Source organism: Bartonella sp. W8151, from assembly GCF_016100385.1.
Lineage (GTDB): Bacteria > Pseudomonadota > Alphaproteobacteria > Rhizobiales > Rhizobiaceae > Bartonella > Bartonella apis.
This window is the reverse complement of sequence record NZ_JACFSO010000001.1, coordinates 240,108-262,409: the sequence shown is the minus strand read 5'-3', so window position 1 is coordinate 262,409 and position 22,302 is coordinate 240,108. Positions and strand designations below refer to the sequence as shown.

General features: G+C 47.0%; 19 protein-coding genes. 14 read left to right on the top strand and 5 right to left on the bottom strand.

Features of this window, described 5'->3' with window-relative positions:
- The first annotated feature begins 40 nt into the window (after nucleotides 1–40).
- From sucC to lpdA, 7 genes are all read left to right on the top strand, one after another.
- Nucleotides 41–1,237 carry an ADP-forming succinate--CoA ligase subunit beta gene (gene sucC, locus H3V14_RS01250; protein ID WP_075869481.1) on the top strand — a complete coding sequence of 399 codons (1,197 nt, stop codon included), beginning with the start codon at nucleotides 41–43 and terminating at the stop codon, nucleotides 1,235–1,237.
- Between the two features lie 4 nt (nucleotides 1,238–1,241).
- Nucleotides 1,242–2,144: a succinate--CoA ligase subunit alpha gene (gene sucD, locus H3V14_RS01245; protein WP_198226136.1), complete on the top strand. Its 903-nt coding sequence runs from the start codon at nucleotides 1,242–1,244 to the stop codon at nucleotides 2,142–2,144.
- Nucleotides 2,145–2,278: 134 nt separating this feature from the next.
- Nucleotides 2,279–5,275, top strand: a complete 2,997-nt coding sequence (locus H3V14_RS01240) for a 2-oxoglutarate dehydrogenase E1 component (RefSeq protein WP_075915370.1) — start codon at nucleotides 2,279–2,281, stop codon at nucleotides 5,273–5,275.
- 33 nt (nucleotides 5,276–5,308) lie between these two features.
- Nucleotides 5,309–6,529, top strand: coding sequence for a 2-oxoglutarate dehydrogenase complex dihydrolipoyllysine-residue succinyltransferase (gene odhB, locus H3V14_RS01235; protein ID WP_075915371.1), 1,221 nt, complete (start codon nucleotides 5,309–5,311; stop codon nucleotides 6,527–6,529).
- Between the two features lie 16 nt (nucleotides 6,530–6,545).
- Nucleotides 6,546–6,941 (top strand): MAPEG family protein, encoded by a 396-nt coding sequence (locus tag H3V14_RS01230; protein WP_198226135.1) that lies wholly within the window; start codon nucleotides 6,546–6,548, stop codon nucleotides 6,939–6,941.
- Between the two features lie 3 nt (nucleotides 6,942–6,944).
- A complete protein-coding gene (locus H3V14_RS01225) occupies nucleotides 6,945–7,583 on the top strand; it encodes a LysE family translocator (RefSeq protein ID WP_198226511.1) in 639 nt (212 codons plus the stop codon).
- A gap of 46 nt (nucleotides 7,584–7,629) precedes the next feature.
- Nucleotides 7,630–9,036 (top strand): dihydrolipoyl dehydrogenase, encoded by a 1,407-nt coding sequence (gene lpdA, locus H3V14_RS01220; RefSeq protein ID WP_198226134.1) that lies wholly within the window; start codon nucleotides 7,630–7,632, stop codon nucleotides 9,034–9,036.
- 376 nt (nucleotides 9,037–9,412) lie between these two features.
- Here the strand turns inward: lpdA and H3V14_RS01215 are convergent, their stop codons facing one another.
- From H3V14_RS01215 to H3V14_RS01205, 3 genes are read right to left on the bottom strand one after another with little or no spacing between them, the layout of a single operon-like run.
- Complete coding sequence (locus H3V14_RS01215) at nucleotides 9,413–10,537, bottom strand: TraB/GumN family protein (protein WP_198226133.1); 1,125 nt, start codon at nucleotides 10,535–10,537, stop codon at nucleotides 9,413–9,415.
- Nucleotides 10,538–10,577: 40 nt separating this feature from the next.
- Nucleotides 10,578–11,816 (bottom strand): saccharopine dehydrogenase family protein, encoded by a 1,239-nt coding sequence (locus H3V14_RS01210; protein WP_198226132.1) that lies wholly within the window; start codon nucleotides 11,814–11,816, stop codon nucleotides 10,578–10,580.
- 57 nt (nucleotides 11,817–11,873) lie between these two features.
- A complete protein-coding gene (locus H3V14_RS01205) occupies nucleotides 11,874–12,971 on the bottom strand; it encodes a carboxynorspermidine decarboxylase (RefSeq protein WP_198226131.1) in 1,098 nt (365 codons plus the stop codon).
- Between the two features lie 174 nt (nucleotides 12,972–13,145).
- On the opposite strand from H3V14_RS01205, the gene H3V14_RS01200 reads away from it, so the two are divergent.
- The 7 genes from H3V14_RS01200 to mnhG all read left to right on the top strand — a co-directional run bounded on the left by H3V14_RS01200 (nucleotide 13,146) and on the right by mnhG (nucleotide 19,936).
- Nucleotides 13,146–13,604, top strand: a complete 459-nt coding sequence (locus tag H3V14_RS01200; protein WP_198226130.1) for a BA14K family protein — start codon at nucleotides 13,146–13,148, stop codon at nucleotides 13,602–13,604.
- Nucleotides 13,605–13,818: 214 nt separating this feature from the next.
- Nucleotides 13,819–16,740 (top strand): monovalent cation/H+ antiporter subunit A, encoded by a 2,922-nt coding sequence (locus H3V14_RS01195; protein ID WP_198226129.1) that lies wholly within the window; start codon nucleotides 13,819–13,821, stop codon nucleotides 16,738–16,740.
- Nucleotides 16,740–17,081, top strand: a complete 342-nt coding sequence (locus H3V14_RS01190) for a Na+/H+ antiporter subunit C (protein WP_075869471.1) — start codon at nucleotides 16,740–16,742, stop codon at nucleotides 17,079–17,081. Before H3V14_RS01195 ends, H3V14_RS01190 begins: the two co-directional genes overlap by 1 nt.
- Nucleotides 17,081–18,757, top strand: a complete 1,677-nt coding sequence (locus H3V14_RS01185; protein WP_198226509.1) for a monovalent cation/H+ antiporter subunit D — start codon at nucleotides 17,081–17,083, stop codon at nucleotides 18,755–18,757. The genes H3V14_RS01190 and H3V14_RS01185 overlap by 1 nt, the downstream gene beginning before the upstream one ends.
- A complete protein-coding gene (locus tag H3V14_RS01180; protein WP_198226128.1) occupies nucleotides 18,754–19,245 on the top strand; it encodes a Na+/H+ antiporter subunit E in 492 nt (163 codons plus the stop codon). Before H3V14_RS01185 ends, H3V14_RS01180 begins: the two co-directional genes overlap by 4 nt.
- Entirely contained in the window at nucleotides 19,242–19,523 is a 282-nt protein-coding gene (locus tag H3V14_RS01175; RefSeq protein WP_078040253.1) for a K+/H+ antiporter subunit F, read from the top strand. The genes H3V14_RS01180 and H3V14_RS01175 overlap by 4 nt, the downstream gene beginning before the upstream one ends.
- Entirely contained in the window at nucleotides 19,520–19,936 is a 417-nt protein-coding gene (gene mnhG / locus H3V14_RS01170) for a monovalent cation/H(+) antiporter subunit G (RefSeq protein WP_198226127.1), read from the top strand. The genes H3V14_RS01175 and mnhG overlap by 4 nt, the downstream gene beginning before the upstream one ends.
- A gap of 286 nt (nucleotides 19,937–20,222) precedes the next feature.
- Here mnhG and H3V14_RS01165 read toward each other — a convergent pair whose 3' ends face one another.
- Both H3V14_RS01165 and hisC read right to left on the bottom strand, forming a co-directional pair.
- Nucleotides 20,223–21,167 carry a prephenate/arogenate dehydrogenase family protein gene (locus H3V14_RS01165; RefSeq protein ID WP_075913782.1) on the bottom strand — a complete coding sequence of 315 codons (945 nt, stop codon included), beginning with the start codon at nucleotides 21,165–21,167 and terminating at the stop codon, nucleotides 20,223–20,225.
- Nucleotides 21,168–21,171: 4 nt separating this feature from the next.
- Nucleotides 21,172–22,278 carry a histidinol-phosphate transaminase gene (gene hisC / locus H3V14_RS01160; protein WP_198226126.1) on the bottom strand — a complete coding sequence of 369 codons (1,107 nt, stop codon included), beginning with the start codon at nucleotides 22,276–22,278 and terminating at the stop codon, nucleotides 21,172–21,174.
- Between the last annotated feature and the right edge of the window lie 24 nt (nucleotides 22,279–22,302).

Below are 22,302 nucleotides of genomic sequence, written 5' to 3'. Positions count from 1 at the left end.
GGGACCGGACTTTCGGCCCACAATAGAAAAGGAAAAATGAATGAATATCCATGAATATCAGGCCAAGCGTCTGCTTCATGAATATGGCGCACCGATTGCAAACGGTGTTGCTGTCTATTCTGTAGAGCAGGCAGAGGAATGGGCAAAAAAATTGCCCGGACCTCTTTATGTCGTTAAAAGCCAGATTCACGCTGGTGGGCGCGGCAAGGGTAAGTTTAAAGAACTTGGTCCCGATGCTAAAGGTGGCGTCCGTCTTGCAAAATCGGTTGAAGAAGTTGTTGCCAATGTCAAAGAAATGCTTGGCAAAACACTCGTCACCAAGCAGACAGGTCCGGCCGGAAAACAGGTAAATCGTCTTTATATTGAAGATGGTGCTGATATTGAACGCGAACTTTATCTGTCACTTCTCGTTGACCGTACGGTCGGAGAGGTTGCTTTTGTCGTTTCGACAGAAGGCGGTATGGATATTGAAACCGTTGCACATGATACACCTGAAAAAATTCTCACCCTCCCGATTGATCCGGATAAGGGCGTTACCGCTGAAGACAGCGCGAAACTTTGCGATGCTCTGAAGCTTGATGGTGTTGCACGTGAAGACGGATTGAAACTTTTTCCGATTCTTTACAAAGCTTTTGTCGAAAAAGACATGAGCCTTCTCGAAATCAACCCGCTGATCGTCATGAAAAATGGTCATTTGAGGTTGCTCGACTCGAAGGTATCGTTCGACAATAATGCACTTTTCCGCCACCCCGACATTGTCGAGTTGCGGGATACTTCAGAGGAAGACCCGAAGGAAATCGAAGCTTCCAAACACGATCTTGCCTATATCGCTCTTGATGGCAATATCGGTTGCATGGTCAATGGCGCCGGACTTGCCATGGCAACGATGGATATCATCAAGCTTTATGGTGGCGAGCCGGCAAACTTTCTTGATGTTGGTGGTGGTGCTTCCAAAGAGCGCGTGACTGCCGCTTTCAAGATTATTACAGCCGATCCCCATGTACAGGGCATATTGGTAAATATTTTCGGTGGCATCATGCGTTGTGATGTTATTGCCGAAGGTGTTCTGGCTGCGGTCAAGGAAGTCGGTTTGAAAGTGCCTCTGGTTATTCGTCTTGAAGGCACGAATGTTGATAAGGGCAAAGCTCTTATCAATGAAAGTGGTCTGAATGTAATCTCGGCGGATGATCTTGACGATGCCGCCAAGAAAATTGTCGCAGCCGTGAAGGGAGCTTGAAGTCATGTCGATTCTTATCAACAAGGATACCAAAGTTCTCGTACAGGGTTTGACCGGCAAAACCGGTACCTTCCATACCGAACAGGCACTTGCCTATCATGGGACCAAAATGGTCGGTGGCGTTAACCCGAAAAAGGGCGGCGAAACCTGGCATGGTGCCAATGGTGAAGAATTGCCTATTTTTGCAACTGTTGCCGAAGGCAAGGACAAAACCGGAGCCGATGCATCGGTTATCTATGTTCCCCCGGCAGGTGCTGCTGCTGCAATCATGGAAGCTATTGATGCCGAAATTGGCCTTATTGTTTGTATCACGGAAGGTATTCCGGTTCTTGATATGGTCAAGGTCAAGGCAAAATTGAGAAAATCGAAGTCGCGCCTTATCGGCCCGAACTGCCCCGGTGTTCTTACACCCGATGAATGCAAAATCGGCATTATGCCGGGATCGATTTTCAAGACAGGTTCGGTCGGTGTTGTGTCGCGCTCGGGCACTTTGACCTATGAAGCTGTTTATCAGACAACAGTCGAAGGTTTGGGTCAAACAACAGCCGTCGGCATTGGTGGCGATCCGGTCAAGGGTACCGAATTTATTGACGTACTCGAGATGTTCCTTGCAGATGACGAAACCAAGTCGATCGTTATGATCGGTGAGATCGGTGGTTCTGCAGAGGAAGATGCTTCCCAATTTCTGATCGATGAAGCCAAGAAAGGGCGCAAAAAACCGGTTGTCGGTTTTATCGCAGGTCGTACAGCGCCCAAGGGCCGTACAATGGGGCATGCCGGTGCTGTGATTTCCGGTGGCAAAGGAGGAGCCGAAGACAAGATCGCTGCTATGGAAGCAGCCGGTATTCGGGTTTCTCCGTCACCTGCGCAAATCGGCAAGACGCTCGTTGAGGTTCTTAAAGGATAATTACAAAAAAGCCACTCGGGCGACTGGTTCGGGTGGCTTGATTTTTTTAACAGAAGCGAATGCTTCTTCAACACCAATTCGTAGGGTGTTCCCGCGGATATTAAGGAGACGGAACAGGTGTTCCGGCAGAATATATGGCAAGGCAGGACCAGACAAACGATCTTTTTGAACAAACTTCGTTTTTATATGGTGGCAATGCTGATTATATAGATCAGCTTTATGCCGAGTATGAGAAAAACCCCGCCGGCGTTGATCCGCAATGGCGTGAATTTTTCGATAATTTAAAAGACAATAAAGAAGATGTGCTGAAAAATGCTGAAGGCGCATCCTGGCAGCGTGACAATTGGCCGGTAAAGCCGGTAGGCGAGCTGGTATCAGCTCTGGACGGTGATTGGTCCGCTGTTGAAAAACATATGGGCGACAAGCTCAAAGGCAAAGCAGCAGAAGCAGCCAAAAAAGGCGGTTCGGCTGTAAGCAATGCCGATATCATTCAGGCCACCCGCGATTCAGTGCGCGCGATTATGATGATCCGCGCTTATCGTATGCGCGGCCATCTTCATGCAAAACTTGATCCGTTACAATTGCGTGAAGCACCGGAAGATTATAACGAATTGTCGCCTGAAACCTATGGTTTCACAACGGCTGACTATGATCGCAAGATATTTATCGACAATGTTCTCGGGCTTGAATATGCAACAATCCCGCAGATGTTGGAGATATTGAAAAACACCTATTGCAATACAATCGGTGTCGAATTCATGCATATTTCCGATCCGGCAGAAAAAAGCTGGATTCAGGAGCGTATCGAAGGCCCGAATAATTGGGTATCGTTCACGCCTGAAGGTAAAAAGGCTATTGTTCATAAGCTTGTAGAAGCCGAGGGCTTTGAAAAGTTTCTGGATACAAAATATAAAGGAACCAAGCGTTTCGGCCTTGATGGCGGTGAATCGCTTATTCCGGCTCTTGAACAGATCATCAAGCGCGGTGGTGCTCTTGGTGTGGAAGAAATCGTTTTCGGCATGGCTCACCGCGGACGTCTTAACGTTCTTTCGCAGGTGCTCTCCAAGCCCCATCGCGCGATCTTCCATGAATTCAAAGGTGGCTCATATAAGCCTGACGATGTCGAAGGTTCGGGCGATGTGAAATACCATTTGGGTACATCTTCCGATCGTGAGTTCGATGGCAACAAGGTGCATTTGTCACTTCTTGCTAACCCGTCCCACCTCGAAATTGTTGACCCGGTTGTTATCGGTAAAACCCGTGCAAAACAGGATTTGCTTGCCGGTCCGAGCCGCAGTGATCTGGTTCCGCTCAGTGAACGGGCAAAAGTTATGCCTGTTCTTATCCATGGTGATGCGGCTTTTGCGGGGCAAGGTGTTATTCAGGAAACATTGGGTCTTTCGGGACTGAAAGGTTTCCGTGTTGCCGGCTCTATCCACTTTATCATCAACAACCAGATCGGCTTTACCACCAATCCACGTTTCGGTCGCTCGACGCCTTATCCATCAGATATTGCCAAGATGATCGACGCACCGATTTTTCACGTTAATGGCGATGATCCGGAAGCGGTTGTTTATGTTGCCAAAGTTGCAACAGAATTCCGCATGATTTTCCATAAGCCGGTTGTTATCGACATGTTCTGCTATCGCCGGTTTGGTCACAATGAAGGTGATGAACCGTCTTTCACGCAGCCATTGATGTATAAAGCTATTCGTGGTCATAAAACCACTTTGGAACTTTATGGCGAGAAGCTGGAAAAAGAAGGCCTTATCAAGGCCGAAGAACTCGACCAGCAAAAGCGCGAGTGGCACGACAAACTTGAAAAAGAATTTGAAGCAGCCACTTCCTATAAGCCCAACAAGGCCGATTGGCTTGATGGTACATGGACAGGCTTGAAAGCCGCCGATAATGCCGATGACCAACGTCGCGGTGCAACCGGTGTGCCAATCAAGACACTGAAAGAAATTGGCGAACGTCTGGTTGACATTCCCGCCGATTTTCATGTTCACAAAACCATTAAGCGTTTCCTTGATAACCGTGCGAAAATGTTTGCAACAGGTGAAGGAATCGATTGGGCGACCGGTGAAGCTTTGGCTTTCGGTTCACTCGTTATCGAAGGTGCACCGGTTCGTCTTTCCGGTGAAGATGTCGAACGTGGCACATTCAGCCAGCGTCATTCGGTTCTTTACGATCAGGAAAACGAAAACCGCTATATCCCGTTGAATAATCTTAAAAAGGGTCAGGCCATTTATGAGCCTGTCAACTCAATGCTTTCGGAAGAAGGCGTATTGGGATTTGAATATGGATATTCGTTGGCACAACCGCTCGGCTTGAACTTGTGGGAAGCCCAATTCGGTGACTTTGCGAATGGTGCACAGGTTCTTTTCGACCAGTTCATTTCCTCTGGCGAGCGCAAATGGTTGCGTATGAGCGGCCTTGTCTGTCTGTTGCCACATGGATTTGAAGGTCAGGGACCGGAACACTCTTCAGCCCGCCTTGAACGTTATCTGCAACTATGTGCAGAAGATAATATGCAGGTTGCCAATTGTACGACACCCGCGAATTACTTCCACATTTTGCGCCGTCAGATCAAACGCGATTTCCGCAAACCGCTGATCTTGATGACACCGAAATCCTTGTTGCGTCACAAACGCGCCATTTCTTCGTTGAGCGATATGGGAGCCGATACAACCTTCCATCGCTTGTTGCTTGATGACGCCCAACAGCTCAAGGATCAGGCAATCAAGTTGCAGAAAGACAACAAGATCCGTCGTGTCGTTCTCTGCTCCGGTAAGGTCTATTATGACCTTTACGAAGAGCGCGAAAAACGCGGAATCGATGATGTCTATCTGTTGCGTGTTGAACAGCTTTACCCGTTCCCGGCAAAAGCCTTGATCACTGTTCTTTCCCGCTTCTTGCAAGCGGAAATCGTCTGGTGTCAGGAAGAGCCGAAAAATATGGGTGCCTGGTCATTTATTGAACCGTATCTTGAATGGGTACTGGCTCATATCGGCGCGAAATATCCTCGTGCCCGTTATGCCGGTCGTCCTGCAAGTGCTTCGCCTGCAACCGGGCTTATGTCGCAACATCTTCAACAGCTTGCCGCGTTCCTTGAAGACGCGTTGGCTTAATTCTCAAATCACTCTGACGTATGGAAAAAAATTATGGCTAATGAAATCCGTGTTCCTACTCTGGGCGAGTCCGTTACTGAAGCAACCATTGGGAAATGGTTCAAAAAGGTTGGCGATGCTGTCGCTATGGACGAGCCCTTGGTTGAACTTGAAACCGATAAAGTAACAGTCGAGGTCCCCTCGCCTGTTGCTGGAAAATTGACAGAAATTGTTGCCAACGAAGGTGACAATGTCGAAGTTGGCGCGCTTCTCGGCTCGATTGAGGCGGGAGCTGCCGGCAATGTTGCTCCGCAGCCAAAGCCTGCCCAACCGGCACCGAGCGCTCCTGCACCACAACCGGCAGTAAGTGCACCTGCAGCCGCTTCCGGCTCGATGCAGCCTGCTCCTTCAGCAGCCAAGCTCATGGCTGAAAACAATTTGTCAGCCGGTCAGGTTGATGGTTCGGGCAAGCGTGGTCAGGTCCTCAAAGGCGATGTTCTTGATGCTCTTGCAAAAGGCATTTCGGCCGCTGCTCCGGTTGCCGCACCGCGCGCAGCTTCCCAGCCGCAAGATGCAGCACGTGAAGAACGTGTCCGCATGACAAAATTGCGCCAGACCATTGCCCGTCGTTTGAAAGACGCACAAAACACCATGGCAATGCTCACCACTTTCAACGAAGTGGACATGTCGGCTATTATGGACTTGCGTAAACGCTACAAGGAAATGTTCGAGAAGAAACATGGCGTCAAACTCGGCTTCATGGGCTTCTTCACCAAGGCTGTTTGCCACGCATTGAAAGAAGTTCCCGCTGTTAATGCCGAAATCGACGGTACCGACATTATTTACAAAAATTATGTCAATGCCGGTATTGCTGTTGGTACAGCCAAAGGCCTTGTTGTTCCGGTTGTCCGTGACGCAGACCAGCTTTCAATCGCAGGAATTGAAAAAGAAATCGGTCGCCTCGGTCGTTTGGCACGTGATGGCAAGCTCGCTGTCGCCGATATGCAGGGTGGCACATTCACCATCACCAATGGTGGCGTTTATGGTTCATTGATGTCCACACCTATCCTCAATGCTCCTCAATCGGGTATTTTGGGTATGCATGCCATTAAGGAACGTGCCGTCGTTGTCAATGGCGAGGTTGTTGCCCGTCCGATGATGTATCTGGCCCTCTCTTATGACCACCGTATCGTTGACGGTCAGGAGGCTGTTACATTCCTCGTTCGCGTTAAAGAATGCCTTGAAGATCCGGAACGTCTCGTTATCGATCTTTAAAATAGGATAGTCGCAAATGAATGCACCAGCAGCATTATTGGCCATAAGCGTCATATTGTTGTTGGTGCATATTTTTTTGCAGGCTTTTCTCACAACACGTGAATTGGGACGAAGCTGGAACGCCGGACCAAGAGATGGCGGAGAAACGCCGAAATCGGTTTATGCCGGTCGGGCAATGCGTGCGAGCGCCAATTTCCGTGAAACTTATCCGGCATTTCTGGCATTGGTGTTGCTCGGTGATTTTACACCCAATAACATTATGTTGACCGTGGCAGGTGGATCCATATGGGTCATAGCAAGGATTATCTATATTCCGCTTTACCTCTTGGGCATCCCCTACATCCGTAGCATCGTCTGGCTAATTTCCATCCTCGGATTGGTCATCATGCTTGTCGCCGCTTTCTGGAGTTAGATGATGGCTCCTTATTTTGTCGAATGGTCAACATTGATGGCGGTATTCGCAATTGCGGCAATAACGCCGGGAGCCGATTTCGCATTGATTTTGCGCCAATCTCTGGTTCATGGGCGTGAGGCCGCTTTTGCAACCGCTTTCGGCATCGGCGCGGCTCTGCTCTTTCACGTAAGTTACACGATTCTGGGACTTGGATTGCTCATTTCGAAATCCCTTATTCTGTTTAATGTCGTTAAGTGGCTCGGTGTTCTCTATCTTCTCTATATCGGCATTAAAAGCATTACCTCGCGCGGTATTGCGGGTGAAAAAAACGAAAATATGAAAAGTAAAAAAACACGGCAAAGTTTGAAAAAAGCATTTTTTGCCGGATTTACCGTCAATGCTCTTAACCCCAAAGCGGTGTTTTTCTTTCTTTCGATTTTCTCGACATTTGTCGCACCGGTGACGCCTATAGCAGTCAAGTTTTGCTATGGTCTATCGATGTCGGCACTTCTTATAGGATGGTTCGTTTTGGTTGGCATTTTTATGACGACCCCTGCCATTCGCTCATTATATCAACGCGCCGCCAAATGGATTGATCGCCTTTGCGGAGCTGTTTTCATCGCATTCAGTATCAGGCTTATGTTTCAGAAAGCCTCGTAATTTTTAAAATTTTCAGGTCTCTGCGGCCGTAACGAAAGGAAAAAGAATGTCTTATGATGTTGTGGTAATTGGAGCAGGCCCCGGTGGATATGTTGCAGCAATCAAGGCTGCACAACTCGGGCTAAAAACAGCAATCGTGGAAAAGCGCGATACATTGGGTGGTACATGTCTTAATGTCGGCTGTATTCCTTCTAAAGCTCTGCTCTATGCTTCAGAAATTTTTGCTGAAGCCCAACACGGTTTCGAAGCTTTGGGTGTTTCGGTTTCCAAACCTAAACTCGACCTTGCCGGCATGATGGCCCACAAGCAGAAAACCGTTGATGGTAACACAAGCGGTGTCGCTTTTCTGATGAAGAAAAACAAGATTGACACCGTTTACGGCACGGCCAGAATTCTTGGTGCAGGCAAAGTCGAAGTTGCTGCCAAAGATGGCTCGAAACAGACTCTTGAGACCAAAAATATCATCATCGCAACAGGTTCCGACGTTGCCGGTATTCCGGGAATGAAGATCGATATCGATGAAAAAGTTATTGTTTCCTCAACCGGTGCTTTGTCGCTTCCCAAAGTACCTCATCACATGGTTGTGGTCGGCGCCGGTGTGATCGGTTCCGAGCTTGGTTCGGTCTGGAGCCGGCTTGGTGCAAAAGTCACAGTTGTCGAATTCCTCGACAAGGTTCTGGGGCCGATGGACGGTGAAGTTTCTAAACAGTTCCAGAAACTCATGGAAAAACAGGGCATTGAATATAAACTTGGTGCAAAAGTAACCGGCGTTGAAAAAACCGCATCCGGTGCCAAGGTTACTTTTGAGCCTGTCAAAGGTGGTTCGGCTGAAACTCTTGAAGCCGATATTGTTCTCGTTGCTACTGGTCGTCGTCCTTATACCGAAGGACTTGGCCTCAAAGAGGCCGGTATAACACTGGACGAACGTGGTCGGGTGAATATCGATTCACATTGGCAAACAAATATTGCCGGAATTTACGCAATTGGCGATGTTGTCAAAGGTCCGATGCTTGCCCATAAAGCGGAAGACGAAGGTGTTGCTCTGGCTGAAATTCTTGCCGGTCAAAAAGGCCATGTCAATTATGATGTGATCCCGAGTGTCGTTTATACAGAGCCGGAAGTCGCTTCTGTCGGCAAAACCGAAGAAGAGCTTAAAGCAGCCGGCATTGAATATCGCGTTGGCAAATTCCCCTTTTCTGCCAATGGTCGTGCCCGCGCTATGTTGAAGACTGACGGATTTGTCAAAATCCTTGCTTGCGCCAAGACCGACAAGGTTCTGGGCGGCCATATTCTTGGCTTCGGTGCCGGTGAAATGATTCACGAAATTGCTGTTTTGATGGAATTTGGCGGCTCATCGGAAGATCTGGCACGGACCTGCCATGCTCATCCGACAATGTCGGAAGCTGTGAAAGAGGCTGCATTGGCCGCTTTTTCAAAACCGATCAATATGTAAGCGATTTGACATATTATTCAAAAAGGCTGCCTTCGGGTGGCCTTTTTATTGCAATCAAACCGGATTTATATGGTCACTCCGGAATTTTCAGGTCAGACTGGAATGGGAATGTCGATTTTATTTCATAGTCGGGATTTAATCACGAAAATACGTCGATACTATCCATATTGATGAATGCGATGGCAAAACTTTGCTTTGAGTTTTTTCGCTTAAAGAAGCCATTGTTGCTTTAATAGAAATGACAGGACTGGAAAAAGGGAAAAAGCGTTATCCAGTACACGTCGTAATCAGATGCGTGAGACGGCAATTTCTCGCCTTCATAAGCGTATCATGCCGTTAGCAAAAAGCTTTTGCGGATTTGTTGCTTTTAAAATTATCAAAGTTTTATCGGGCTGACATGATAGCCATGTTTGCGTAATTGTTCGACAAGGCCACTATCGTCAACCATATGTGCTGCACCAACCGCGATGAAACTGTTTCCTTGTTCAATCAAAGGAAGCGCGCGTTCAGACATGCGTAAGTTGCGTTTTGTCATCAGGATATCTTTGAAAATTTCCTGGTCTTTTTTGCTGATCGTTGTTTTGAACAGAGTATCAAGAACGAGAATTTCGCCAATACGACTTTGTTTATAAAGTTGCGTTTCGGTATAAAACATATCGGCGTAAAATTTGGAGTTGTCGAGGTAATCTTCGATTGACCTTGCCTGAAAACTTATAGGTAGTTTTTCAATTGCAGATAATTGTTCATCAACTGTTTCAAGACCGATGACCGGTTTTCCAAGTTTTTTGGCGTTTTGCCCGATTTCTACATCAAGTGCACGGTATCCATAGGCTTCCCGACGCGCCTCGCAGGCCGGTAGGCTCAATGTCATCCAGATGAACCATGGTTTGTTATTGGCAATAAGTTGAAAAGGTAGACCGTGGGTTTCAAATGCGGTTTTAAGCTTATGGAATTCTTGCCGCGAAAGTCCATCCTTGAAACTCTCGCCTTTTTTGGCAGTCAGAAAATCCGGTGAGGCAGCAAGTTTTGCTGCCATTGCTTTACCGTTATCATCCGCCGCTTCACTCAACTCGAGGACAATACGGTCTGCATTTTCGAGTGCTGTTTTGACCTTTGGAGCGAGATTGACAATTTCCGGATCGGTCACATGCATTGTGCCGAAAAGATAGGATGGCTTGGTCCCTTCTTTTTCAACCTTCCAGAATCGTGCATTGCCATTTTTTATTTTTTTTGCACGGCTCAAAAATTTCCGGTTTTCTTCTTTTGAAAGTTTTTTGGTTAAATCCTCACCCGAGCAGACAGGTGGCTCCGCCTGTTTTTTTTGTTCAAGCAGCGCCTTCGGTAAAAATTTTTCAAAAAATTTTGGCTGTGAAGGTGTCGCGTCTTCACTCAATGCCGGTGAAGAAAGGTAAAAAGTGCCGGCGAAAAGAGCAAAAAGAAAAGCAAAACGTTTCGACAATCTCGCGATCGTTTTGAAATATATTCGGCTTTTTTTTTGCATCACAGCCTTCCGCTTTGTCGGCACTTTTCAGTCATTAAAGCTATAAAACAAGCTTTTTATCTTCTTTTCCTTCACGAATTCTGGTGGGAAGTCCCATTTCATCAAGTCTTTTCAGGAACGGTTCCGGTGGCAATTCTTCCACATTGGCCATGGTTTTTACATCCCAATCGCCAAGTGCCACCAATATGGCAGCGGCGACAGCCGGAACCCCTGCCGTGTAGGAAATTGCTTGTGAACCTGTTTCGAGAAAGGCTTCTCTGTGGTCGGCGATATTATAGATAAACACCTCGCGGTGTTTGCCATCTTTTTCACCTTTGACGAGATCGCCGATGCAGGTTTTACCGGTATAATCAGGTGCGAGCGAAGATGGGTCCGGCAAAACAGCTTTGACCACTTTAAGCGGAACAACTTCCAAACCTTCAGCGGTTTTTACGGGTTGTTCGGATAAAAGCCCAAGATTTTTCAACACATTGAATACGGTAATATAGCGTTCGCCAAACCCCATCCAGAAGCGGATATTCGGCACATCAAGATTTTTTGACAAAGAATGGATTTCGTCATGACCGGTCATATAGGTGTTGCGCCGACCGACAACCGGCAAATCCCATTCGTGCCCGATTTCAAACATTTTGTTTGAAACCCATTTGCTGTTTTGCCATGACCAGACCTGACCGGTAAATTCGCGAAAATTGATTTCCGGGTCGAAATTGGTGGCAAACCAGCGCCCGTGACTACCGGCATTGATATCGATGATATCAATATCGCTGATTTTGTCGAAATAGTCCTGATGGGCAAGCGCTGCATAAGCATTGACCACTCCGGGGTCAAATCCTGCTCCGAGAATGGCCGTTACTTTATGCGATTCGCATTCTTCGCGGCGTGGCCATTCATAATTGCCATACCAGGGGGGCGTCTCGCATATTTTTAGCGGATCCTCGTGAATAGCTGTGTCGATATAGGCTGCACCGGTCTCGATACAGGCCGACAGAACGGACATATTAAGAAAAGCCGAGCCGACATTGATAACAATCCGGCTTTTTGTTTTACGAATAAGATCTGCCGTCGATTTTACATCCATTGCGTCGAGATGGTGCGTTTCGAATACACCTTTTACCTTCATGGATTTTTTCTCTTTGACGGATGCAATGATCGACTCGCATTTTTGCAGTGTTCGTGATGCGATATGAAGATCACCGAGAATATCGTTATGTTGGGCGCATTTGTGAGCAACCACCTGAGCCACTCCGCCTGCGCCAATAATCAGGATATTCTTTTTCATTCCCGGTTTGTCTCCTAAATTTTGCTTTCAAAACCCTTGTTGAATCTGGAGCCTTTTTCAAGAAAGGCTTTCACAATAGTCTTTATACCCGAATTCGCGTTGAACACGAATGGTTCCATCCAATTCTTTTATCGCAATAGCGGGCATATTAAGACCATTGAACCAATTTTTTTTCACCATTGTGTAACCGGCCGCATCTTCTATCGACAAATGGTCGCCTACTTTCAATTTTTCAGGAAAACGGAATGTTCCGAAAATATCTCCGGCAAGGCATGATTTGCCACAAACCATAATTTCATGAGGTCCCTGATTTGGCGAAATTTTCGCTTTTTCCCGATAAACAAGAAGATCAAGCATATGAGCTTCGATGGAACTGTCAACGATCGCAAGATCCTTGCCATTATGCATTGTGTCAAGAACGGTAACTTCAAGTGTTGCGCTATTGGTTATGGAAGCTTCACCCGGTTCAAGATAAACCGTAACCCCGTATTTATCCGAGAAACGCTTGAGCCTGTCGGCGAAAGCTTCAAGCGGATAATCTTTACCGGTAAAATAGATACCGCCGCCAAGGCTCACCCATTCTACATGGTGAAAAAGTTGGCCGAATTTTTGTTCTATATCGGAAAGCATCCGGTCAAACAAAGCAAAGTCGCCATTCTCGCAGTTATAGTGAATCATGAAACCGTTTACGAGCGGTAAAACCGCTTCGATCTTTTCGTAACTTGTTTCGCCAAGACGACTGAAAGGGCGGGCAGGGTCGGCAAGGTCAAAGCCGGAACAGCTCATTCCCGGATTTAGCCGCAAACCTCTTTCGATATGTTCAGATTTTTTTGCAAATCTGTGAAGCTGGTTGATGGAATTGAATATGATTGTATCGGCATAAGTGATCGCTTCATCAATTTCATAGTCGGCCCAGGCGACAGAATAGGCATGGGTTTCTTTACCAAATTTTTCTTTTCCCAGACGCAGTTCGTAAAGCGATGATGATGTGGTGCCATCCATATAGCGCGCCATAAAATCGAAAACGCCCCATGTTGCAAAACATTTCAATGCCAAAAGCGATTTGGCACCTGAGAGTTCACGCAACCGCGCAATTTTTTCCATATTGCGCATCAACTTCGATTTATCGACAAGGTAATAGGGCGTTTGAAGCATTTTTTAATCCTGCAATATCCGGTTTTCCGATGGCTATCAAAGCCTCGACCACATATAGAAACACATTTCTATAAGAGCAAATATGTTCTTCATTAACTATAGCAAAAAAGAGTGCAGTTTTCTCGATTTGATGTCTGCTATAGTCCCGATGTGTCGTTCCGGGAAGGATTCTTAATGCGTAAATTCAATAAACCTTTTTGCTTGTTTGTCGGACTGCCAGTGATCGGTCTTGTCGCCGCTTTTTCTTCATTTGCTGCCGATCTCAATGAAAATCTTGTGGTTGCGCAAAACGCAAAAACAACCGAATCTTCTGCCATTACAAGCACAAGCCGTGGCGAATTGAATGGTTTCAAAGGCTATCGCCATCACCGTACCGGTTATAAAAAACATACTGATGGCTGGTGGTATCCGGAAGCAGCATTTGAACCGGGAGCACATGCCGACAGCACCAATGTAAAACTTAAAAAAACGTCACAAAAATCCAAAAAAGAAGATGACAAGTCATGGCTTATCAAAAACCATGTCGATTTTTGTTCGTCAAAATATAAGTCCTATACAAGTTCCGATAACAGCTATCAGCCTTTTGACGGTCCGCGAAAACAATGTGTATCGCGTTATTATAGTCCGAAATGAAAATCGTCCGATTGATGACAATCGGACGACATAAACGCCCCATTCTGGTGAAATGAGAAAAATTTGAAAAAAACGGCAAAATTTTCTGGGTTAGGCCATTGAAAGGGCTTGCGTGTGAGGCTTTAAAACATCCAATATAGAATTAGGTGATACCGATTCATTTCCGGTGACCTATATAGAAACGAGGCCCGAAAAACAGGATGGTGTGCAGATAATGACAACACGGGAAGCAATCTTGATATTGCTGGTAATACTTCCCTTTGTCGGTAGTGCCATTATCGGTTTTTTTCGTTCTACAGCAAAAAATAATGAAGCATGGTTTGTCGGTGCAATCGCACTTATGGCACTGTTTTCTACAATCATGCTTTATCCGGCTGTTTCTGCCGACAATGTTATAAGACTTGATATTATCTGGCTGCCGCAATGGGGGTTGAACTTCACTTTGCGGATGGACGGCTTTTCATGGCTGTTTTCACTTCTTATAACAGGTATCGGCCTACTCGTGGTCGTCTATGCCCGTTATTATATGAATCCGGCTGATCCGGTGCCTCGGTTTTTTTCATTTCTGCTTGCCTTTATGGGCTCGATGCTTGGAATGGTGTTGTCGGGCAACATTGTTCTCCTCGTTATTTTCTGGGAACTCACCAGCATTTTCTCGTTTTTGCTGATTGGCTACTGGTACCATAATGCAAGTGCACGTGATGGTGCGCGCATGGCCCTGACCGTGACGGGATTTGGCGGCTTTGCGCTTCTTGTCGGTATGTTGATTATCGGCCACATTGTCGGCAGCTACGATCTTGATGTGGTGTTAAATTCGGGTTCGCTCATCAAGAGAAGCCCGCTTTATATTCCGGCACTTGTCTGCGTGCTTCTGGGAGCATTGACAAAAAGCGCACAATTTCCGTTCCATTTCTGGCTTCCTAATGCAATGGCTGCGCCGACACCGGTTTCTGCCTATCTTCATTCGGCAACAATGGTCAAAGCCGGTGTGTTTCTTATGGTGCGGTTCTGGCCGGTATTGTCAGGAACAGAAGCATGGTTCTGGATTATCGGGCTTTGCGGTTTGATTACGCTTTTGATCGGTGCCTATTTTGCAATGTTCCAACAGGACCTTAAAGGTCTGCTTGCCTATTCGACAATCAGCCATCTGGGGTTGATAACCACGCTCTTAAGTCTTGCAAGCCCGCTTGCTTGCGTTGCAGCTATTTTCCATATCGTCAACCATGCTATCTTCAAGGCATCGTTATTTATGGCAGCGGGCATTATTGACCATGAAACGGGAACGCGCGATATGCGCAAATTGTCGGGGCTTTTCCGTTATATGCCGTTTACCGGAACATTGGCGCTGGTTGCAAGTGCTGCCATGGCAGGGGTGCCGCTTCTCAATGGCTTCATATCGAAGGAAATGTTTTTTGCCGAAGCGGTTGAAGTCCACATGGAATCCTGGCTTGACAAGATTACGCCTTATCTCGCAACGCTAGCGGGATTATTGAGTGTTACCTATTCTGTGCGTTTTATTCATGGGGTATTTTTTGGCGGAAAACCGCATGATTTACCAAAGATTCCGCATGAACCTCCGCATTTCATGCGTTTTCCAATCGAGTTGTTGGTATTTTTGTGTCTTCTCATCGGTATATTTCCGAAATTTGCAATCGGTGGCATTTTGGGCACTGCCGTTCATTCGGTATTGGGGGGCGAGTCGCCGCATTATGATCTCGCTTTGTGGCATGGCTTCAATACGCCGCTTGTCATGAGCCTCATTGCTTTGATAGGCGGGCTTGTACTTTATATTCTCACGCGCAAATATCTGAAATCATGTGAAGGTGGCCCGCCATTTTTCAGACATTTGAAGGGACAGCGTATTTTTGAACGCGTATTGGTAACAATATCCTGGAAATGGGCGCGTTCGGCCGAGGCTTTCCTTTCCACGCGTCGCCTGCAAGTAGAGGTGCGCTGGATTGTTCTTGCGCCAATCGTTGCACTCTTGTTGTTGATCGCCGGCAATCAATGGATTGATGCGGGTGCGTTGCCGCTTTTCCCGCTCGATCTGCCATTTTTAATTATCTGGCTGATCGGGGGTATTTGCGCAATATTGGTTGCATGGCAGGCAAAATTCCACCGCTTCGCTTCACTTATGCTTCTGGGCGTTACAGGGCTTATGACATGTGCCACATTCTTGTGGCTTTCAGCCCCCGATCTTGCCTTGACACAACTGGTTGTTGAGGTTGTCACAACTGTTCTTCTGCTTTTGGGGCTCAGATGGTTGCCCAAACGCTTGCAGGCTCCCGATCCTATGCCAAGCGGTTTTACGCCATGGTTGAGAAGAGGCCGCGATTTCCTTATTGCTGTCGTTGGCGGTGGTGGGCTTGCCTGGCTCTCTTTTTGTGTGATGACCCGTCCCCAAGGCCAAACGATTTCAGACTTTTTCCTCACCCATTCCTATTCCAATGCCGGTGGCCGCAATGTCGTCAATGTGCTTCTTGTTGATTTTCGTGGCTTTGACACGATGGGTGAAATAACGGTGCTTGGCATTGTCGCGCTCACCGTTTTTGCCCTTTTGAGGCGTTTTCGTCCCGCAGTTGAAAGTATCGAGGCACCGGCGCAACAAAAGCTTCAATCAGCTTTTGACAAATCAAGACCCGACCGCGAGGTTGGTGATACCGTTTCCGATTACCTTGTTATTCCACGCATCATCATGCATTGGCTTTTTCCGGTTATTATGGCCTTTGCGGTCTATCTTTTCATGCGCGGGCATGATTTGCCTGGTGGCGGTTTTGCCGGCGGTGTCACTATGGCCATCGGATTTATTCTGCAATATGTGGCTTCAGGAACGCGGTGGGTGGAAAGTCATCTTAAAGTTTTACCGCTGCGCTGGATCGGATTCGGTATTCTTCTGGCTTTGGTAACAGGCATCGGCTCGTGGTTCTTCGGCTATCCCTTTCTTACCTCCTATTTTCAATATACGAAGATTCCTTTTATCGGAAAAATGCCGACAGCCACAGCTATGGCGTTCGACCTCGGTGTTTTTTCACTCGTTGTCGGTGCAACTGTGCTGATGCTCATTGCGATAGCGCACCAATCAATCCGGCATTATCGCATTGGTAAACGCACAACCCGTAAAGAGGAGGAACACTGATGGAAATTGTTCTTTCTCTCGGTATCGGTGTGCTTGCCGGTTCAGGAATCTGGCTTCTTTTGCGGCCAAGAACCTATCAGGTCATTCTAGGGCTTTCACTTATTTCCTATGCGGTCAACCTGTTCATTTTTTCAATGGCACGTCCCCGCTCGAACGCGGCACCGATCGTTGATCCCTCCAATCCTGTCAATCCGGCAAATTACGCCGATCCGATACCGCAAGCTCTGGTTCTTACAGCCATTGTGATCGGTTTTGCCACAACCGCATTATTTCTTGTTATTCTGCTTGTTTCACGCGGATTAACCGGTTCGGACCACGTCGATGGAAGGGAAAATAAATGATCGAAAATTTTCTCTACCATCTCGTTATTCTGCCTATTCTTCTGCCCATTGCGACTGCGGCACTTCTGCTTTTTTATGATGAAAGACGCCGCAAACTCAAATTATGGATAAGCCTTTCGTCGATAGGACTTCTCATTCTTGTTTCTATCGGATTGATCGAACGGGCTGTCGATGTTTCGCCACATGCGGAGGTTTATAGCCTTGGAAATTGGCAAGCGCCTTTCGGAATTGTTCTGGTGCTCGACCGGTTAAGTGCGGTCATGGTTTTTCTGGCAAGCATTCTTGCGGCTGCTTCATTGGTGTTTTCTGCTGCCCATTGGCATAAAGCCGGTCCACACTTCCATTCTCTCATGCAATTCATGATTGCCGGTGTAAACGGGGCTTTCCTGACCGGAGACCTGTTCAATCTGTTTGTGTTCTTTGAAGTTATGTTGACAGCATCTTACGGGCTTGCCCTCCACGGTAGCGGGCTGGCGAGGGTGCGTGCTGGTATGCACTATGTGGTGATCAATCTTATTGCTTCCTCGTTTTTTCTGATAGGCGCAGCTCTCATTTACGGTGTTTGCGGAACATTGAATATGGCCGATCTTGCGTTGAAGCTCCAAACTCTCAAATCGGCCGATCGTATTATTTTCGAGTCCGGCGCGGCAATTCTCGGAATTGCCTTTCTGGTCAAAGCCGGCATGTGGCCGCTCAACTTCTGGCTGACACCGACTTATAGTTCTGCTGCTGCACCAGTCGGTGCAACATTTGCTATTTTGAGCAAGGTCGGAATTTACGTTGTTTTGCGGCTTACATTACTGGTCTTTGGAACAAATGGTGGAACGTTAACCGGTTTTGGTAATGACATATTGTTTTATGGCGGGCTCGCAACTTTGATATTCGGTTTTATCGGAGTGCTCGCAAGTCAGGCTCTGGGACGGCTTGCCTCCTATAGCGTTCTGGTGTCATCGGGAACGCTGCTTGCCGCTATCGGAACCGGCAATGCTTCGCTCACCGCTGGCGCACTTTTTTATATTGTTTCCTCCACTTTGTCGCTTGCGGCATTTTTCCTGCTCGTCGAACTCGTCGAACGCAGTCAGGATACAGCAGCCAATGTTCTTGCGGTAACAATGGAAGTTTATGGCGAAGACGAGGAAGATGAAGAGGATGAAGTCGGCACTTATATTCCGGCAACGCTTGCAATTCTTGGAGCATGTTTCGGAATAACGGCTATTCTCATTATCGGTATGCCGCCATTTTCGGGGTTTGTTGCAAAATTTATGATGATTACCGGTATTTTCAATCCGGATGGACTAAATGGCGATGGTTACCAACCAAGCGCGAGGGATTGGACTTTTGTCGCTCTTCTCATCTTTTCCGGTTTTGCCGCACTTATCGCCATGACAAGAACCGGTATCCGCACTTTCTGGGCTTCAATTGAAGGTAAAGTGCCACGCGTGCAAGTGATAGAATTTGCTCCCGTTGCGGGCTTGCTCGGTTTGTGTCTTCTATTGACCATCGCTGCCGGTCCGGTAGCAAGCTATATGGGAAAAGCTGCTGAAGAACTGCATCATCCGCAAAATTATATCGACAGTGTTTTGCCGCAGCAAACCGTAGCAGTGAGACCGATCCCGTCAAAAGAAATAACGGCGGGACTTATTGATAAAGTTGAAGTGGAAAGGGGTATGAAATGAAACGCATAATCCCCTATCCGTTGTTGACCTTGTCGCTTCTTGTCATGTGGATGATTTTGAACGGCTTTACCTTGGGGCAGGGTCTCATCGGCATTGTCGTCGGAATTGCGGGCGGCTTTCTGATGCGGTTATTAAAACCGCAGAAGGTACATATCCATAATTGGGGCTCGGTTATAAGGCTGTTTTTTCGCGTAACGATCGATATCGTCAAGTCGAATTATGATGTTGCTCTCTATGTGCTTTTTAGCGGTGCAAAACGGAAACAATCCGGTTTCATCACGGTTCCGCTTGAACTTAAAAACCATACAGCACTTGCTGTATTATCCTGTATTATGACGGCAACACCCGGGACTGCCTGGATTGCCTATCATAGCAAGGATAGCAGTCTTCTTGTCCATATTCTTGATCTTGATATGGATAATGAAAATTATTGGAGAGATTTCATTAAAAATCGTTATGAAAGTCTGCTTCTGGAGATATTCCAATGAGTATTGTTATTCTTTATTGGGGCATCAATATTGCGCAATTGTTTCTGGGACTTGCGATGATCTTGTCGTTTATTCGCCTGATCCGTGGACCGCGTGCTCAGGACAGAATTTTGGGCCTTGATGCACTTTATACGGCTACTTTAATGTTGTTCGTCACTTTCGGTATGCGTTCTGGCACAACTGTTTATTTTGATTCCGCATTGGTGATTGGCCTTTTGGGTTTTGTTTCAAGTTCGGCTTTGGCCAAATTTCTGATGCGCGGGGAAGTGATCGAATGATTGAAGACTTTCCTCTCTGGCTTTCTATCGTCATTGTGTTTTTCCTGCTATTAGGCTCGGGGTTGACATTGATCGGCGCCATCGGTCTTAATCGTGCAAAAAGCTTTTATGAACGTTTACACATGCCAACGCTTGGAACAAGCTGGGGTGTCAGTGGCATTATCATTGCCTCGATCATCTATTCAACGGTAAGCGGTCACAAACTCATTTCCCATTCTATATTGCTCGCAATATTTATTATTGTGACAACACCTGTCACACTCATGTTGTTATCGCGGGCAGCCATGCAGCGCGATCAATCCTCCAATTCATCCGAATTACCGGAGAAAATGCGCTATCAAAAGATTGACGATTCTTTGCCGACGCCGCAAGAGCTTCTCGAAAAAACGCCTAGCCTTGATGATTTCAAATAATGACAAATGGTGAAATGGCTCAACGACTGTAGAGGCGAAACGGCACATTGATTAAGCCGATTTAACCGAGCCAACGCTGGCATAAAAGAAATCCGTATTAACAAGAAGGCGCCCTATTTTCTTCGTCAAATATGGGCAATCATTGCTTATCGCTTGTTGCTTTTTGTTTTGAAAGCCAGTTGAGGTACACGGACATGAACTGCTCGTCTCAGACAAATCCGGTTATAAGAGATAGTTAAAAGAAGCGCGTTTAATTTTGGCAAACACGCTTCTTTGTGAAGTCCGGTTATTTTTTCAGATCTTCGGGGTGTTTGCGAGCAACCTGACGACCGAAATCGGGTGCATCAACTTCCTGCCCCGCATCAATAATGCCGCGTCTTACGGCACGTGTACGCGTGAAAAGATCAAATAGAGCTTGCCCATCTCCCCAGCGGATTGCGCGTTGGAGCGACGCGAGGTCTTCACTGAAGCGTCCGAGCATTTCAATGATAGCGTCTTTATTGTTCAGGCAAATGTCGCGCCACATGGTCGGGTCGGAAGAGGCAAGGCGGGTAAAATCACGAAAACCGGAAGCCGAATAGGCAATGACTTCGGAATTGGTGACTTTCTCAAGGTCGCTTGCCGTGCCGACAATGTTATAGGCAATAAGATGTGGCAAATGCGATGTAATTGCCAGAACCAGATCGTGATGTTCGGGATCCATTCTGTCAACTTTTGCACCACAGGCTTCCCAGAATTGGGTCAATTTGGCGATTGCTTTTTCATCCGTATCAGGAAGCGGTGTCAAAATGCACCAGCGATTGATGAAAAGGTCGGCAAAACCGGCATCGGGACCGGAAAATTCGGTACCGGCAATAGGGTGACCAGGGATAAAAATGACATTATCGGGCAATTCCGGTTTCATCTGGCGGATAACCGATGCTTTGGTAGAACCGACATCGGTAACAATGGCACCGGGTTTTAAATGCGGTGCAATTTCCTTTGCAACCTGACCGGATGAACCGACCGGCACAGAAACAATAACGAGATCGGCATCTTCAACCGCTTTGCCATTGTCGGTTGTATAGCTGTCACCGAGTTTAAGTTCGCGTGCCCGTTCAAGCGTCGTTCCTGTGCGGGTGGAAATGGCGATATGATCGGCCAACTTTTTTTGTCGGATGACACGGGCAAGAGAAGAGCCGATAAGACCGATACCGATAAGGGCGATTTTTTTAAATTTCACTTCAGACATTTTTCTACTTCAAAAAATTTTTCAATGTGGCGATAACGCCGCGATTTGCTTCTTCGGATCCAATGGAAAGGCGCAACGCGTTCGGAAATCCGTATCCGGTAACGCGGCGCAAAATATACCCGTTGGCTTTCAGATAATCATCAGCCTGAGCGGCCGATTTTTCCTTGTTTGCCGGAAAATGGATGAGCAGAAAATTGGTGACAGAAGGTGTAACCTTAAGCCCCAAAGCCTCGATTTCATGTTTGAGCCAGGAACGCCATTTTGAATTATAGGCTATAGCATTCTGGATATAGGCTCTGTCGCGAAAAGCAACACTTGCTGCGGCTTGTGCCGGTACACTGACATTGAAAGCTCCGCGAATACGGTTAACCGCATCAATGACATGAAGGGGCGCATACATCCACCCCACACGCAAACCGGCAAGCCCGTAAATTTTTGAAAATGTGCGTGTCATGACAACATTTTCATTTGTCGAAACAAGTTCTACGCCGGTATCGTAATCATCCTCGGTGACAAATTCGGCATAGGCACCGTCAAGGACTAAAAGTACATTTTTAGGCAGTCCTGCATGAAGCCTTTTGACCTCGGTTGCTGTCAGATAGGTGCCCGTCGGATTACCGGGATTGGCGATGAAAACGATTTTTGTTCTTTCTGTTACTGCGTCAAGAATGGCATCAATATCAATTCGGCAATCTTTTTCTTTCACAATAACAGGTTTTGCACCGGTCCCTCTGATTTGTATTTCGTAAACACCGAAGCCGTGCTCGGTCATAATACCTTCATCACCGGCTGTAAGATAGGTATTGGCTAACAGCCCCAACAAATCATCCGATCCGTTTCCCGCCATCAGATTGCTCCTTGCAAGCCCTGTCACTTCCGAAATGGCTTCAAGAAGCGGTGTGGCCGAACCATCCGGATAGAGTTCAAGATGTGCTGCTGCCTGCCGATAAGCATCAATTGCTGCCGGGCAAGGACCAAGCGGCGACTCGTTTGAAGAAAGTTTGAAAACTTTCTTTGTATTTTTTAGCTCGCTTGATCCGGGAACGTAAGCTGCAATGTCCAGAATACCTTTTCTAGGCTGTGGACGGTCAACAATAACATCTTTTTTCATCGATATTTATCCGGTCTGGTAGTT